Annotated in this window: 15 protein-coding genes; 10 read left to right on the top strand and 5 right to left on the bottom strand. The window is 73.7% G+C overall.

The window, feature by feature from the left end; translation table 11 throughout:
• Positions 1-147 precede the first annotated feature (147 nt).
• Entirely contained in the window at positions 148-1,161 is a 1,014-nt protein-coding gene (locus ACPPVO_RS09770) for an NADP-dependent oxidoreductase (protein WP_426510897.1), read from the top strand.
• Positions 1,151-1,675 (top strand): DoxX family protein, encoded by a 525-nt coding sequence (locus ACPPVO_RS09765; protein WP_426510896.1) that lies wholly within the window; start codon positions 1,151-1,153, stop codon positions 1,673-1,675. Before ACPPVO_RS09770 ends, ACPPVO_RS09765 begins: the two co-directional genes overlap by 11 nt.
• Here ACPPVO_RS09765 and ACPPVO_RS09760 read toward each other — a convergent pair.
• On the bottom strand, positions 1,645-3,087 hold the full coding sequence (locus ACPPVO_RS09760; RefSeq protein ID WP_426510895.1) for a hypothetical protein: 1,443 nt from the start codon (positions 3,085-3,087) through the stop codon (positions 1,645-1,647). The genes ACPPVO_RS09765 and ACPPVO_RS09760 overlap by 31 nt on opposite strands.
• Before the next feature lie 72 nt (positions 3,088-3,159).
• Here ACPPVO_RS09760 and ACPPVO_RS09755 point away from each other — a divergent pair, with 72 nt between their 5' ends.
• The 5 genes from ACPPVO_RS09755 to ACPPVO_RS09735 all read left to right on the top strand — a co-directional run bounded on the left by ACPPVO_RS09755 (position 3,160) and on the right by ACPPVO_RS09735 (position 8,418).
• Positions 3,160-3,720 (top strand): hypothetical protein, encoded by a 561-nt coding sequence (locus ACPPVO_RS09755; RefSeq protein ID WP_426510894.1) that lies wholly within the window; start codon positions 3,160-3,162, stop codon positions 3,718-3,720.
• Between the two features lie 124 nt (positions 3,721-3,844).
• Positions 3,845-5,215: a cytochrome ubiquinol oxidase subunit I gene (locus tag ACPPVO_RS09750; protein ID WP_426510893.1), complete on the top strand. Its 1,371-nt coding sequence runs from the start codon at positions 3,845-3,847 to the stop codon at positions 5,213-5,215.
• Positions 5,215-6,246: a cytochrome d ubiquinol oxidase subunit II gene (locus ACPPVO_RS09745; RefSeq protein WP_426510892.1), complete on the top strand. Its 1,032-nt coding sequence runs from the start codon at positions 5,215-5,217 to the stop codon at positions 6,244-6,246. The genes ACPPVO_RS09750 and ACPPVO_RS09745 overlap by 1 nt, the downstream gene beginning before the upstream one ends.
• Positions 6,247-6,288: 42 nt before the next feature.
• Positions 6,289-7,254: a hypothetical protein gene (locus ACPPVO_RS09740; protein WP_426510891.1), complete on the top strand. Its 966-nt coding sequence runs from the start codon at positions 6,289-6,291 to the stop codon at positions 7,252-7,254.
• Between the two features lie 6 nt (positions 7,255-7,260).
• Positions 7,261-8,418 carry an MFS transporter gene (locus ACPPVO_RS09735; RefSeq protein ID WP_426510890.1) on the top strand — a complete coding sequence of 386 codons (1,158 nt, stop codon included), beginning with the start codon at positions 7,261-7,263 and terminating at the stop codon, positions 8,416-8,418.
• Here the strand turns inward: ACPPVO_RS09735 and hrpA are convergent.
• Positions 8,388-12,245 (bottom strand): ATP-dependent RNA helicase HrpA, encoded by a 3,858-nt coding sequence (hrpA, locus tag ACPPVO_RS09730; protein WP_426510889.1) that lies wholly within the window; start codon positions 12,243-12,245, stop codon positions 8,388-8,390. The two genes, ACPPVO_RS09735 and hrpA, sit on opposite strands and share 31 nt — an antisense overlap.
• Before the next feature lie 126 nt (positions 12,246-12,371).
• Between hrpA and ACPPVO_RS09725 the strand changes: the two genes are divergently transcribed.
• Positions 12,372-13,154, top strand: a complete 783-nt coding sequence (locus ACPPVO_RS09725) for a pentapeptide repeat-containing protein (RefSeq protein ID WP_426510888.1) — start codon at positions 12,372-12,374, stop codon at positions 13,152-13,154.
• Between the two features lie 24 nt (positions 13,155-13,178).
• On the opposite strand, the gene ACPPVO_RS09720 is transcribed toward ACPPVO_RS09725, so the two are convergent.
• Positions 13,179-13,583 carry a RidA family protein gene (locus tag ACPPVO_RS09720; RefSeq protein ID WP_426510887.1) on the bottom strand — a complete coding sequence of 135 codons (405 nt, stop codon included), beginning with the start codon at positions 13,581-13,583 and terminating at the stop codon, positions 13,179-13,181.
• A 3-nt stretch (positions 13,584-13,586) separates the two neighbouring features.
• The gene (locus tag ACPPVO_RS09715; RefSeq protein ID WP_426510886.1) at positions 13,587-14,003 is read right to left on the bottom strand and encodes an ester cyclase; all 417 of its coding nucleotides are present in this window, start codon (positions 14,001-14,003) and stop codon (positions 13,587-13,589) included.
• Positions 14,004-14,052: 49 nt separating this feature from the next.
• Between ACPPVO_RS09715 and mug the strand changes: the two genes are divergently transcribed.
• Together mug and ACPPVO_RS09705 are read left to right on the top strand one after the other, a co-directional pair.
• Complete coding sequence (gene mug, locus ACPPVO_RS09710; RefSeq protein ID WP_426510885.1) at positions 14,053-14,634, top strand: G/U mismatch-specific DNA glycosylase; 582 nt, start codon at positions 14,053-14,055, stop codon at positions 14,632-14,634.
• Entirely contained in the window at positions 14,631-15,164 is a 534-nt protein-coding gene (locus tag ACPPVO_RS09705; protein WP_426510884.1) for an SET domain-containing protein, read from the top strand. Before mug ends, ACPPVO_RS09705 begins: the two co-directional genes overlap by 4 nt.
• Here ACPPVO_RS09705 and ACPPVO_RS09700 read toward each other — a convergent pair.
• Complete coding sequence (locus ACPPVO_RS09700; RefSeq protein WP_426510883.1) at positions 15,137-15,454, bottom strand: hypothetical protein; 318 nt, start codon at positions 15,452-15,454, stop codon at positions 15,137-15,139. The two genes, ACPPVO_RS09705 and ACPPVO_RS09700, sit on opposite strands and share 28 nt — an antisense overlap.
• Positions 15,455-15,464 lie beyond the last annotated feature (10 nt).

The raw sequence follows: 15,464 nt of genomic DNA, 5'->3' as shown, positions 1-15,464 counted from the left end.
CTCATCAGCTAGCACAGCCTTCCTCATGGCGCGGCCGGAGCGAAGCGGAGGTTGCGGCATGAATGGTACGGAGCGAAGCGGAGTGGCCGCTCATCAGCTAGCACAGCCTTCCTCATGGCGCGGCCGGAGCGAAGCGGAGGTTGCGGCATGAGCGCGACGAACCGGGTCTGGCACCTCGCGGCGCGCCCGACCGGCTTTCCGTCCACATCGGACTTCGAGCTCAGGACCGAGCCCGTGCCGGAGCCCGGCCCCGGCCAGGTCGTGGTCCGCAACGACGTCATGTCGGTCGACCCCGCGATGCGCGGCCGGATGAACGACGTGAAGTCCTACGTGCCGCCCTTCCAGCTCGGCGCGCCCCTCGACGGCGGCGCGGTCGGCACCGTCGTCGCCTCGCAGAGCCCGGACGTGAAGGTCGGCGAGAGCGTCCTGCACGGGCTCGGCTGGCGGGAGTACGCGCTGCTGGACGCCGAGCGGGTCCGGACCGTCGACACCGCGGCCGCCCCGGCCTCGGCCTACCTCGGCGTGCTCGGCATGCCCGGCCTGACCGCCTACGCCGGCCTGCTCGACGTGGCCCGGATGCGCCCCGAGGAGACGGTGTTCGTCTCCGGCGCGGCCGGGGCCGTGGGCACGCTGGTCGGGCAGATCGCCCGGCTGCGCGGCGCCCGCCTGGTGATCGGCTCGGCGGGGTCGGCCGAGAAGGTCCGGTACCTCACCGAGGAGCTCGGCTTCGACGCCGCCTTCAACTACCGCGACGGCGACATCCGCGGCCAGCTCAAGCGCCTCGCGCCCGACGGCATCGACGTGTACTTCGACAACGTCGGCGGCGAGCAGCTGGAGGAGGCGCTGTTCCGGATGAACCTGCACGGGCGGGTCGCGGTGTGCGGGGCGATCTCGCAGTACAACACCCCCGACGCCAAGGGCATCCGCAACCTGAGCCTGCTCATCAGCAAGCGCCTGACGCTGCAGGGCTTCCTGGTGCTCGACCACTGGTCGCGCCGCGAGGCCTTCACCCAGGAGATGATCGGCTGGCTGCGCGCGGACAAGGTCAAGGTCGCCGAGACGTTCGTGGACGGCATCGACCACGCCGTGGACGCGTTCCTGGGCATGCTCAAGGGCGACAACCTGGGCAAGATGGTCGTCCGCCTCAACGATGGCGCGTAACGCCGCGCTGTCGCTGGCCGCTCTGCTCGGCGCGGCCGGGGTGACGCATTTCGCGAAGCCCCGGCCGTACGACCGCATCGTCCCGCGCGCGCTGCCCGGGCCGGCGCGGGCGTACACCTACGTGAGCGGCGCGGCCGAGCTCGCCCTCGCGGCCGGGCTCCTGCACCCGCGCACCCGCCGCGCGGCCGGGCTGGCGGCGGCCGGGTTCTTCGTGGCCGTCCTCCCCGCCAACGTGAAGATGGCGATCGACTGGCGGCACGCATCCCCGGCCCGGCGGGCCGTCGCCTGGGGCCGCGTCCCACTCCAAGTTCCCCTGGTGTGGTGGGCGCTCAAGGCCGCTCAGGAGAGCGGCAGCATTCCCCTGGCGGGGCGGGCGCTCGCGGCCGCTCAGGAGAGCGGCAGCATTCCCCTGGTGTGGTGGGCGCTCAAGGCCGCTCACGAGAGCGGCAGCATTCCCCTGGCGGGGCGGGCGCTCGCGGCCGCTCAGGAGAGCGCGGGCCCGATCGGCAGGTGAAGCTGGAAGGCCACCTCCGTGTAGTGGATCGACGGGGGCGGCAGCTGCTGCAGCTGCCGCTCCAGCACCACCAGCAGCTCGCGCGGGGGCGCGATCGGCCGCGCCATGATGCGCACCGCCACCGGGCGGTTCGGGGCCAGGCGGAACTCCACCATCAGCTCCTCGGTGTGGTGGCGCACGCCCGCGAAGAGGCCCTCCACCACGCGCCGGGCCCGGTCGAGGAAGTCGCTGAGCTCGGCCGGGGTGGTCGCCTGCCGCAGCTGCTCCTCGCTGGTGAGCAGCACGATGCGGCCCGGCGGCCGCGGCGCCGCCGGCCCGGCGGCGGTCGCGTCCATCGTGGTCGCCGCCGGTACGCCGTTGAGCAGCGTCGGCGGCATCGCGTTCACCGCGTCCGGGCCGCCCGCGGCCGGCTCCGGGTCCGCCGCACCGTCGACGACCCGGAACGCGAGCGCGCGCACGGCCCCGCCGGGCAGGCCGATCTCGACCGGCCGGCCGGCCTCCACGGCCTGCAGCAGCCGGGCGTGCATGGCGCCGGTCAGCAGTACCGCGAAACCGTCCTCGACCTGACGCGCGGTCGGCGGCCGGGGCCCGTCCGCCGCGCCCCGGATGAGCAGCAGGAAGTTGCAGGCGAGCCGGGTGGCCCGCTCGCCGCCGGGGGCCACGATCGCGGCCGGGCCGGACTGCCCGGGCGCCCACACGTAGGTCTTCGGGGTGCCGGCCAGCCCCGGCAGGTACGCGCACACCTCCGGCGCCTCCCGCATCGCCTCGCGCAGCGCCGGCAGCTCCTCGGCCGCCACCGACAGCTCCAGCCGGTCGCCGTCGTGCACGACGTGCAGGAACGGCAGGTTGTACGCGGGCGCGCGGGACAGCATCGTGGCCGCGCGGAACTCGGCGTCGTCCAGCACCGGCGCGCGCCCGGGCCGGAACCACCACGGGTGCGGGTAGTACCGCTCCTGCGCGCCGAGCAGCGCGAGCACCCGCGCGTGGCCGAAGCGCTGCACCACCGCGGTCTCCCCGCCCAGCAGCGGCAGCGCGACCAGCGGGGGGCGCGCCGGGTCCACAGTGGACGGGAGGGCGGCCGGCGGGTCGGCGTAGACGAAGCCGGTGACCCGCTCGTCGACGTCGACGCCGGGGCGGCCGAAGACGCTCACGTCGCCGGCGTCGACCAGCCGGCCCTCGGCCGCGAAGCGGTGCACGGTGCGGGCCATGGTGAACGGGAACCCGGGCGCGGGCGCGCCGGTGCGCGTGACGGCGAAGACCATCTCGCGCTGGCCGTAGCGCGCGAGGCCGTCGGTCGTGTACAGCAACGCGGGCAGCATGCCGGAAGCCGTGCGGATGCCACCCTCGTCGATGGCGACCGACAGCTCGCCGGGGATGAGGATCTCCCGGCCAACGGGTAACGCGGAGCCCACGGGGCCGATCATGCCATCCGGGAGCAAGGCAACCCCATTTCCAAACCCCGGCGACAGGGTCACGATGAAGCCATGCGCGTAGGTGTGATGCGGATGACATCGGAGCCGCCGCCCGACTATGTCGCCTTCGTCACCCGTCACCTGGAGCCCCTGCGCCGGGACTCCTCCCGGGTCGTCGGCGGCGACGAGGACGCCGACCACCTCTACGTCGACGTCCTCACCGACGTGGCGACCCGCTGGCCGTGGCTGGAGCTGCAGCGCACCCGGCTCGGGCAGGCGGCCGCGGCCGAGCAGTTCCTGGACCGGACCTTCCACCGCCGCTCCGAGCGCTGGTTCAGTGCGGAGGACCACGACCCGGCGCATGACGACGAGCACCAGATCACGGTCACCCCCGAGCGTCCGGAACAACCGCAGACGCGCCGGGTGTACGTCAGCACCGCCGTCCGCCTCGCCCCGATCGTCGTGCCCAAGCGGCGCAGCAGCTTCATCGCGGGCCCGGTGTCGGAGGCGGCGATCGCCTGGTGGCACGCGTACGAGAACATCCGGCGGCGCCGGCTCGTCTACGCCGGGTTCGTCGTGCTGACCCTCCTGCTCGCGCTCGCGCAGTTCAGCGGGACCGCCGGCGAGGCCTAGGAGTAGGCACGGAACATGTAGGCATGCTACTCGTAAAAATCGTAAAAAGTTCCCGAACGTGTTCAACGCCGCTTTCACACGGACCGATGGGCATGGCCACCCCGCGCGGGGATAGAACGGGCTGGTGGAACCGTTGACCGTTCTCGCCGAGGCCGCGACACCCGGGGATTTCGCGGCCGCACGAACCCAGATGGCCCTCAGCCTGGGCTGGCACATCATCATCGCGAGCTTCGGCGTCGCCATGCCCGCGATCACCCTGTTCATGGAGTGGCGCGGGCACCGGACCGGGCTGGTCGAGTACCGGCTGCTGGCCCGGCGCTGGGCCCGCGCCATGGGCGTCCTCTTCGCCGTCGGCGCCGTCTCCGGCACGATCCTGAGCTTCGAGATGGGCCTGCTCTGGCCGGGCCTGATGGGCACCTACGGCCAGGTGATCGGCCTGCCGTTCACGCTGGAGGGCTTCGCGTTCTTCGTCGAGGCCATCTTCCTGGGCATCTACCTGTACGGCTGGGACCGGCTCCCGGCCAAGGTCCACATGTGGTCGGCCGTGCCGATCCTGCTGGCCGGCATCGTGGGCACCTTCTGCGTGGTCAGCGCCAACGCCTGGATGAACCAGCCCAAGGGCTTCGACCTCGTCGACGGCCGGATCACCGGCGTCGACCCGCTCGGCGCGATGTTCAACCGGGCCACCGGCCCGCAGTCGGTGCACATGCTCGTCGCCGCGTTCATGGTCACCGGCTTCTGCATGGCGTCGGTCTACGCGGTCGGCATGCTGCGCGGGCGCACCGACCGCTACCACCGGCTCGGCTTCCTGGTGCCGTTCACCGTGGCCGCGGTCATGGCCCCGGTCCAGGTCGGCGTGGGCGACTGGGCCGCGCACTACGTCGCCGACTACCAGCCGGCGAAGCTGGCCGCGATGGAGGGGCTGTTCCCCACCGAGCGCGGCGCCCCGCTGCACGTCGGCGGGGTCGTGATCGACGGCGAGCTGCGGTACGCCATCGAGATCCCGAACGCGCTGTCGCTGCTGGCCCACTGGGACCCGGACGCGGAGATCACCGGGCTGGACGCGGTACCCGCCGACCAGCGCCCGCCGGTCAACATCGTGCACTGGTCCTTCCAGCTCATGGTCGGCGCCGGCTTCGCGATGCTCGGCGTCGCCGCCCTGTTCGCGTTCGTCTGGCGCTTCCGCCGCGAGTGGTTGACCAACCGCTGGTTCCTGCGTGCGGCCGCGCTGTGCGGCCCGGCCGCCGTGCTCGCCCTCGAGGCCGGCTGGACCACCACCGAGACGGGCCGCCAGCCGTGGGTGGTCTACGGCATCCTGCGCACCCACGACGCCGTGAACACCGCGCCCGGGCTGCGCGTCGGTCTCATCGTGCTGACGATCGTGTACGCGCTGCTGACCGTCGCCACCGTGTACGTCCTGCGCCGCCTGGCGAGGGACCGACCGGCGCCCATCGCGCCGCAGGAGTCCGACGTCGAGACCTTCCCGGTGCCGTGATGCGGGCCGCCGACGCGCTCCTCGGCGTGCTCTTCGCCGCCGTCACCGCCTACGCCCTCTTCGGCGGCGCCGACTTCGGCGCCGGGTTCTGGGACCTCTTCGCCGGCGGCGCCCGCTCCGGCCGCCGCCAGCGCACGCTCATCGAGCACGCGATCGGGCCGGTGTGGGAGGCCAACCACGTCTGGCTCATCTTCGCCGTGGTGCTGCTGTGGACCGGCTTCCCGGCCGTCTTCGCGGGCGTGGCCGCGACGATGTACATCCCGCTCACGTGCGCCGCGCTGGGGATCATCGGCCGCGGCGCCGGGTTCGCGTTCCGCAAGACCAGCGACACGGTCGGCCGGCAGCGCGTCTTCGGCGCGCTGTTCGCGTTCTCCTCGGTCGTCACCCCGTTCTTCTTCGGCGCCGTGGCCGGGGGCATCGCCTCCGGGCGGGTGCCGCCCTGGACGGCCGGGCGCGGCGACCTGCTCACGTCCTGGTGGAACCCGACCTCGGTGGCGACCGGCGCGCTCGCGGTGGCGGTGTGCGCGTACCTGGCCGCAGTCTTCCTCTGCCTCGACGCCCAGCGGCACGACCCGGACCTCGTCCCGGCGATGCGCCGGCGGGCGCTGTGGGCCGGGGCCGGCACCGGGCTGCTGGCGGTCGCCGGGCTGCTCGCCGTGGAGGCCGACGCGGACTGGCTCGCCGACCGGCTGCTGCGCCCGGTGCCGGCCGCCCTGGTCGTGCTCTCGGCCCTGGCCGGGCTGGCCTCGATCGGGCTGCTGGCCGCCGGGCGCTACGTCGCCGTGCGGGTCACCGGCGGCCTCGCCGTGGCCGCCGTGCTGTGGGGCTGGGCGGCGGCGCAGCACCCGTACCTGCTCCCGCCGGCCACGACCGTCGCCGCCACCGCCGCGACGCCCGCCGTGACGCGCGCCACCCTGTGGGCCGTCCTCGGCGGTGTCGCCATCCTGACCCCGTCACTGTGGTGGCTGTTCCGCCTGTTTCAGACGCCTCTGCCCGATTCGTCCGACCGGTCGGCGGACGGCGATCGTTGACGAATCCTGCTAATGTCCGCCGAAGCTATGACTGATTCAAGGATGCGACGCTGGAGCGCGGCGGCCGGGGCCGTCGCGGCCTTCGGCGTCGGCCTGATCGCCTTCGCCGCGACGCCCGCGTGGGCCGCCGACCAGCTCGAGCTCAAGGTCGCCAACGCCAACGTCCAGGGCAAGGTCGGCGACAAGGTCCAGGTCGGCTTCACGATCAAGAACAACACCAAGCAGCCGATCACCGGCCTGACCGTGGTCGTGACGGCACCGGGCAACGCGGTGCTGGAGGCAGGCGACAACCCCGGCTGCGCCGTCGGCGGCGCCGGGCACGCGGCGACGTGCCGCTCCAACGGCACCCTGGCCGCCGGCAAGTCGGCCAACGGCGCGATCGCCCTGACCGTGAAGACCGCCGGGCAGGCGGCCGGCCGCATCGCGGTCGAGGGCGGCAACGCCGACAACTTCCAGCTGCGCGCCGTCGGGCCGACCCCCTCGGCGACCACGAAGTCGGCCAAGCCGACCAAGACCTCGAGCCTGTCGGCGAGCGAGACCCCGGGCCTCACCGAGGAGGGCAGCTTCGCCGTGCCGGAGGCCGGCAACGGCGTCGCCATCGCGACGACCGACGCGGGCACCAACAAGACCAGCGGCAGCGGCGGCGGCATGGGCCTGGGCCTGTGGGTCGGCATCATCGCGATCGTCGGCGCGCTCGGCCTCATCGGCAGCCTCTTCTACTTCCGGCGCAGGGACCGCAGCGAGCCCGACACGGGCATGCACCCGGTCGTCCCCGCGCCCCAGGGCTTCTACGGGGGGCCGGCCCCGACCACCTACGGGTCCCCGCCGCCGCCGGCCTACGGCGCTCCGCCGCCCCAGACCTACGGTCCGCCGGCCGCGCAGACCCAGATGATCAACCCGAACTTCGGCGGCGCCCCCGGCGGACCGACGCAGATCATCCAGCCGGACCCCAATGCGGGCCCCGGCGACGACCGGACCGTCACCTTCCGCCGGCCCGACGACCTCTAGCCCGTCTTGAACCGGGCCGCGCTGGGCACGGCCCTCGTCTTCACGGCCAGCGGCGCGGTCGTCGGCGGCTGGGTCTCGCGCATCCCCGCGGTCGTCGAACGGCTCGGCATCGGCCCGGGCGAGCTCGGCCGGGCCCTGCTCGCCCTCGGCCTCGGTTCGCTCGTCTCCATGCCCGTGACCGGGCACGCCTGCCGCCGCTTCGGCAGCCGCGCCTGGGTGGCCGGCACCGCGGTGGTCGCGGTCGCCGCGCTCGCCGCGGCCGGGCTCGCGGGCGGGCTGTGGACCCTCGCCGGGGCGCTGTTCGTGCTCGGGCTCGCGTACGGCTCCTGGGACGTGGCCATGAACGTGCAGGGCAGCTTCGTGGACCGCACGGCCGGGCGCGAGTGGATGCCGCGGTACCACGCCTGCTGGAGCCTCGGCTCGATCGGCGGGGCGGCCGCCGGCTCGCTCGCGGCCCGGGCCGGCCTCGGCGCCGCCCCGCACCTGGCGATCGCCGCGGTCGTATCGCTCGCGGTGACGTACGCCGGCCTGACCCTGTACCTCGACGAGCGCACCGCCGCCGCCCCGGCCGCCGCCGACGGGCGTGGGCGCGCCCCGATGAGCCGGGCGCTGCTGCTCATCGGGCTGATCACGCTGTGCGCGACGGTGGCCGAGGGGGCCGCGGGCGACTGGCTGGCGCTGTACCTCCACACCGGCCGGGGCCTCTCGCAGGCGTCGGCGGCGCTGGGGTACACCGTGTTCGCCACCGCGATGACCGCCGGCCGGTTCGCGGGCAGCACCGCCGTCGCCCGCCTCGGCCGCTCCGGCGCCGTGCGCCTGGGCGCACTGCTCGGCGTGGCCGGGATCGCCGCCACCGTGCTCGCCCCGGCCGCCGCGCCGGCCTACGCCGGGGCGCTGCTGTGGGGCCTGGGCGTGTGCCTGGTGTTCCCGGCCGCGGTCAGCGCCGCCGGGGAGACCGACCGGCCCGCGGAGGCGATCGCGCTCGTCACCAGCATCGGGTACGGCTCGATCCTGGTCGGCCCGCCGCTCATCGGCGCCCTCGCCGACGTGATCGGGCTCGGGCGGGCGCTGCTGGGCCTGGCCGGGCTGGTCGCGGTCGTCGCGGCCCTGGCCCCGGTGCTGCACCGCCGGGCTCAGGACGGCAGCGCGTCCATGGCCCGGTAGATGCGCACGTCGGAGACGGGGTAGGCGGTGCCGAGGGCCTGGGCGAAGAGCCCGACGCGCAGCTCCTCGATCATCCAGCGGATCTCGCGCAGCTGCGGCGTCATCGTCATCGTGGCCGCCAGCTGGTCGTACTCCCGCTGCACCTCCTGCACCGTGAGCATCCGGTCGCGGTCGCGGCCGGTGTCCGTCGGCACCTTCTCCAGGCGCCGCTCGATGCCGCGCAGATAGCGCTCCAGGTCCGGCAGGCGCTGCCAGCCGGTGTCGGTGACGAAGCCGCGGTACACCAGCCGCCCCAGCTGCGCGCGCATGTCGGTCAGGGCCGGCAGCAGCAGCGGGTTCTTCGTGCGGGCCAGGCGCTGCTCGACGTCGTAGGAGGCGGCGAGGATCTTGCGGACGCGGCCCACGATGTCGAGGGTCAGGTCGACGAGGTCGGCCCGCACCTTGTCGCGCAGCGCGGCGAACCCGGCCTCGTCCCACGCCGGGCCGCCCGCGTCGGTCATGAGCTGGTCGACCGCGCAGGCCGCGCAGTCCTCGAGCAGGTCGACGGCGTTGCGGTGCGGGTTGCGGCTCAGCGCCAGCTTCGCCTCGTTGGACAGCCGGCCCTGCACGAACCGGGCCGGCGGCGGGAGCGTGAGCTGCAGCAGGCGGCGGGTGCCGCGCCACATCTCGTACTGCTGGCGGGCCGGCAGGTCGAAGGCCTGGACCGAGACCGAGGCGCCGTCGTCGACCAGGGCCGGGTACACGGTGAGCGTGTGCCCGGCGACCGTGCGCGACAGGCTGCGCGGCAGGGTGCCGAACTCCCAGGTCGTGGCGCCCTCGCGGGTCACGTCCCCGGCCGCCTCGGCGACCGTCTCCTGCACCCTCGGGGCCAGGCGCTCCCGCAGTACCGTCAGATCCTTGCCCTCGCCGAGGACCTTGCCGGCGTCGTCGACGATCCGGAAGGTCATCTTCAGGTGCTCGGGCACCTTCGGCCAGTCCCACTCCGCCCGCGGCACCGAGACCCCGGTCATCCGCCGCAGCGCCAGCTCCAGCGCGTCGAGGAGGTCGCCGTCGCGGGGCGGCATCTCGGCGAGCGCGTCGCGGGCGGTGTCGGGGGCCGGGACGAAGTTGCGCCGGGTCGCCTTCGGCAGCGACTTGATGAGCGCCGTCACGAGGTCCTCGCGCAGGCCCGGCACCTGCCAGGCGAAGTCGCCGGGGCGGACCGAGCCGAGCAGCGGCAGTCCGATGTGGACCGTCACGCCGTCGGCCTCGGTGCCCGGCTCGAACTGGTACGTCAGCGCGAACCGGCGCCCGTCCTGCTCCCACGCGTCCGGGTACTGGGCCGCCTCGAGGGGTTCCGCGCCGGCGTTGACGAGCATCGCCGGGTCGAACGTGAGCAGGTCCGGGGACTCCCGCCGGGTCCGCTTCCACCAGCTGTCGAAGTGGCGGCCGGAGACCACCTCCTCGGGCAGCCGGCCGTCGTAGAACTCGAACAGCGTCTCGTCGTCGACGAGCAGGTCGCGCCGGCGGGCCCGGGCCTCGAGCTCCTCCACCTCGCCGAGCAGCCGGCGGTTCTCGGCGAAGAAGGCGTGGTGGGTCTCCCAGTCGCCCTCGACCAGCGCGTGGCGGATGAACAGCTCGCGGGACAGCGCCGGGTCGATGCGGCCGTAGTTGACCTTCCGGTTGGTGACGATCGGCACGCCGTACAGCGTCACCCGCTCCACCGCCATCACCGCGGCCTGCTTGCGCTCCCAGTGCGGCTCGCTGTACTGCCGCTTCACGAGGTGCTCGGCCAGCGGCTCGATCCACTCGGGCTCGATGCGGGCCACCACCCGGGCCCACAGCCGCGTGGTCTCCACGAGCTCGGCCGCCATCACCCAGCGCGGCGTCTTGCGGAACAGGGCCGAGCCCGGGTTCACCGCGAAGCGGGCGCCGCGCGCGCCGACGTACTCGTTCTTCTCCGCGTCCTTGAGCCCGATCTGCGACAGCAGGCCGGTCAGCAGGGAGACGTGGATCGGGAACGGCGCCGCGGGCTCCTCGTTCGGCGTCACGTCCATCGTCTTGAGCACCTGGCGCAGCTGGCTGTAGATGTCCTGCCACTCGCGCACGCGCAGGTAGTTGAGGTACTCGGCCCGGCACAGCTTGCGGAACTGGTTGCTGGACAGCTCCTGCTGCTTCTCCTGCAGGTAGTTCCACAGGTTCAGGTAGCCGGTGAAGTCCGAGTCCTTGTCGGCGAAGCGGGCGTGCGACTGCTGGGCCTGGGCCTGCTTGTCGGCCGGGCGCTCGCGCGGGTCCTGGATGGACAGGGCCGCGGTGATCACCATGACCTCGCGCACGCAGCCGTTCTTGTCGGCCTCCAGCACCATCCGGGCGAGCCGCGGGTCGACCGGCAGCTGGGAGAGCCGGCGCCCGAGCGCGGTCAGGGCCTGCTTGTGATCAAGCGCGCCGAGCTCCTCCAGGAGCTGCACCCCGGCGGTGACGTTGCGCCGGTCGGGCGGGTCGATGAACGGGAACGCGCCGAGGTCGCCGAGGCCGAGCGCGATCATCTGCAGGATGACCGACGCCAGGTTGGTGCGCAGGATCTCCGGGTCGGTGAACTCGGGCCGGGCGTTGAAGTCCTCTTCGCTGTACAGGCGGATGCAGATGCCGTCGGAGGTGCGCCCGCAGCGGCCCTTGCGCTGGTTGGCCGAGGCCTGGGAGACGGGCTCGATGGGCAGGCGCTGCACCTTCAGGCGGTGGCTGTACCGCGAGATGCGCGCCGTGCCGGGGTCCACGACGTACTTGATGCCGGGAACGGTGAGCGAGGTCTCGGCCACGTTCGTCGCCAGCACCACCCGGCGCCCGCTGTGCGCCTGGAACACCCGGTGCTGCTCGGCGAAGGAGAGCCGGGCGAACAGCGGCAGGATCTCGGTGCCGGGCAGGTCCAGCTTGGTCAGGGCGTCGGCCGTGTCGCGGATCTCGCGCTCGCCGCTGAGGAAGACGAGCACGTCGCCGGGCCCCTCGTCCTGCAGCTCCATGACGGCCAGGCAGATCGCGTCGAACTGGTCGGCGTCCTCCTCGTCCTCGATCGGCCGGTACCGGACCTCGACGGGGTAGGTGCGCCCCGAGACCTCGACGATCGGGGCGTCCCCGAAATGCCGGGAGAACCGCTCGGGATCGATCGTGGCCGACGTTATGATGATCTTGAGATCGGGGCGGCGGGGCAGGAGCTGTTTGAGGTACCCCAGGATGAAGTCGATGTTCAGGCTGCGCTCGTGGGCCTCGTCGATGATGAGCGTGTCGTACCGCCGCAGCAGCCGGTCCTGCTGGATCTCGGCGAGCAGGATGCCGTCGGTCATGACCTTGACCATGGTCTGCTCCGACGACTGGTCGGTGAAGCGCACCTTGAAGCCGACGGTCGCGCCCAGGTCGGTGTCGAGCTCCTCGGCGATGCGCTCGGCCACGGTCCGGGCCGCGATCCGCCGCGGCTGGGTGTGCCCGATCTGGCCGGTGACCCCGCGGCCGAGCTCGAGGCAGATCTTCGGCAGCTGGGTCGTCTTGCCCGACCCGGTCTCGCCGGCCACGATCACCACCTGGTGGTCGCGGATCGCGGCCAGGATCTCGTCCTTGCGCTGGCTGACCGGCAGCTGCTCCGGGTAGCTGATCGCGGGCAGCGCGGCGCGGCGGGCGGCGACCCGCTGCTCGGCGCGCTCGACGTCCGCCCTGATCGCCTCGGCGATGCCGTGCGCGTTCTTGGAGCGCTTGGCCCCGTCGAGACGGCGGCGCAGCCGATGCTGATCCTGGGGCATGAGCCCGGCGAGGCGAGCGCGCAGCTCGCCCAGGGCGGCCGGCTGGGGCGTTTCAGACATGACGCGCACAAGAATAGGCATGCGCCCGCGCGATTGCCCCGTGATTTTCACCCGCGCCCGGGTTTCCGATCGACACCCGGCGGCCCGCCGTGACGCACTGTCACTCCAGCCACTAACGTCACATCCATGGCCCTGCCCGCGGTCCCCTCCCAGCCGTCACCCTCCGGCGTGCGCCCCACCCCGCGCCACGCGGCCCAGGGCCGCACCTTCTCGGCCGGCACGTTCGCCACCGGCGCGTTCCCGACGGTCTCCGCGGCCCGCCCGGGCCCGGCCCGCCCCCGGCCGCCGCGCGCCCTCACGCTGGGCACGCTGGAGGAGGACGACCTGCGCGACGACGCCGCCTACCAGGCCATCGGCTTCTACGACCTGGCCCTGACCGGCCGCAGCGCGAAGTCGGCCGAGTTCGTGCAGTGCCGCTTCAACCGCGCCGACCTGACCGGCACCGCCCTGTCGGGCGCGATCCTCACCGACTGCCTGCTCGAACGCACCGCACTCGACCACGTGCACGCCGATCACGCCGTCCTGCACCGCGTCACGCTGCGCGACTGCGGCCTGGCCGACCTGCAGTGGCTGGGCGGGACCCTGCGCGACGTGACGGTGCGCGACTGCCGGGCCGAGCGCAGCGTCTTCCGCGACGCCCAGCTGCACTCCGTCTTCTTCACCTCGACCGACCTGACCGGCGCCGACTTCACCGACGCCGACCTGACCGGGGCCACGTTCAGCGGCTGCGACCTGACCGGCGCGACCTTCACGGGCGCGGCCGCGGCGGGCGCCCGCTTCGAGTCGTGCACCCTCGGGGGCGCGGCGGGCATCGAGGGCCTCGAGGGCGCCACGATGACCGGCGTCGACCCGGAGGAGCTGCTGGGCCTCTTCGCCGCGGCCCTGGGGATCACCCTGTCGGATGACTGACTGATTTTTGTCAGCCCGGTTTTGTCAGCCCGGCCAGCCCAGCTCGGACCCGCGGCGCGCGGTCACCTCGATCTCGATGCGCATCCGCGGGTCGGAGAGCCCGCAGACCTGCATGGTGGCCGCCGGCCGCACGTCGCCCATCCACCGCCGCAGCACCGGGAAGCAGAGCTCGAAGTCCGCGGCGTCGGGCAGCAGGTACCGCACCCGCACCACGTCGGCCGGGGAGGCCCCCGCTTCCTTCAGCGCCGCGTCGATGTTGCGCCAGCACTGCTCGGCCTGCTCGACCACGTCGTCCGAGATCGTCATGCGGGCGTAGTCGAACCCGGTCGTGCCGGACACGTGCACCCAGTCGCCGTCCACCACCGCGCGGGAGTACCCGATCTCCCGCTCGAACGTCGACCCACTCGAAATCAACCGCCGCTCGCTCATGCCTCAGACGCTAGAGGGCAGCTTCCCCAGCTGGCGCAGCAGGTCCACGTCGTCGCTCATCACCCAGATGTCGGTGATGAGCCCGTCGCGAACGGTCAGGATGTCGTTGACGCGGATGCGCAGCGGCCGCCCGGTCGCGGCGACCCGCCCGAACGGCGTGTCGTACGGCCCGACGTGCCGCACGTGCATGAAGAACCCGATCACGACCCGGTCCGCGGTCTCGACGCGGTGCACGATCTCGGTCCGCCGGTCGGCGAACGCCGCCTGCAGCGCCCGCGCGCGGGCCACGAGCCCCTCGGCGGACACGGGCACCCCCTTCACCGGCACGGGATCGGCGTAGTACCGCCGAAAATCGGCGACGGCGTCGGCCCGCTCGTCGACGGGCGAGTCCCACAGCGCCAGTACCGCATCCAGATCCATGCCTTTCACTGTGCCGGATCGGGCCCCGCGCCCTGGCATGCTTGTCCGCATGCCGTCGCCCGTGAACCGCCACGCACCCGCCCGCGTGCGCTTCACGCGCGACGAGCTCCTGGCCGCCGCGGACCGCCTGCTGCCCGACGTCATCGCCCCGGGCCTCGACGTCCTGCTGTGCGGCATCAACCCGGGCCTGTGGTCGGCGGCGAGCGGCCACCACTTCGCCCGCCCGGGCAACCGCTTCTGGCCGGCCCTGCACCGGTCCGGCTTCACGCCGCGGCAGCTGCGCCCGGACGAGCAGCACCTCCTGCCGGGCTGGGGCCTGGGCATCACGAACCTGGCCGCCCGCGCGACGGCCCGGGCGGACGAGCTGACCCGCGAGGAGCTGACCGCGGGCGGCGCGCTCCTGCGCGCGAAGGTGGCCGAGTACGCGCCGCGCTGGCTGGCCGTCCTGGGCGTGACCGCGTTCCGGGTCGCCTTCGGCACCCAGGCGGCGAAGGTCGGCCCGCAGGACTCGGACGCCCTGCTACCGACGCGGCTGTGGATCCTGCCGAACCCGAGCGGCCTGAACGCCCACTACCAGCTGCCGGCCCTGGCCGCCGAGTTCGCCCACCTCCGCGAGGCCGCGGGGCGATGACCGCGCTCCCGGAGGCTGACTGCTTCCTGCACCCCGATGCGGTCGCCGGGCCGTCGCCCATCGCGGGCCGGGGGCTCTTCGCCCGCGCGCCGATCGCGGCCGGCACGCTCGTGTCGCGGCTCGGCGGGCGGCTCGTCACGTGGGCGGAGCTGCGGCGGCTCATCGCCACGGCGACCGCGTACGTCGACACCATCACCGTCGGCGACGATGTGCACCTCGTGCTGCCGCCCGGGCGCCCCAACGGGCTCGGCAACCACGCGTGCGACCCCAACCTGTGGTGGGCCGGGCCGTACGCGCTCGTCGCCCGCAGGGACGTGACAGCCGGGGAGGAGCTCACCAACGACTACGCGACAAGCACGGCCGACCCCGGGTTCCGGATGCCGTGCGCGTGCGGCAGCCGCCTCTGCCGTGGCGTGGTCACCGGCGACGACTGGCGCCGTCCGGAGCTGCAGGCGCGCTACGGCGGGCACTGGGTCCCGGCGCTGCTGGCGAGGATCCGGGCTCAGGACAGCTCGGACGGCGGGTCGTAGCGGGCGACGCGCTCGGCCAGCAGGCGGCCGAAGACGCCGCTCGGGCGGCCGCAGTCGGCGCAGACGAAGTTGTCGTCCAGGCGCGGGCCGCCGCAGTGGTCGCAGGGGCCGCGGTCGCGCGGGTCGGCGTAGGAGCGCAGCGCCTCCGCGAGGGCCTTCGCGACCGGCGCGCGCAGGGTGATGACCTGCTCACCGACGCGCACCTCGGCCACCGCCGGGCCCGGGGCGGGGTCGTACACGTCGATGCGCTCGTTGAACTCCCGCAGGGCCCGTGCCACCAGATCGTCCACCCGCACGACC

Source organism: Dactylosporangium sp. McL0621 (assembly GCF_049995355.1).
GTDB lineage: Bacteria > Actinomycetota > Actinomycetes > Mycobacteriales > Micromonosporaceae > Dactylosporangium.
This window is presented reverse-complemented; position numbering and strand designations above follow the sequence as displayed.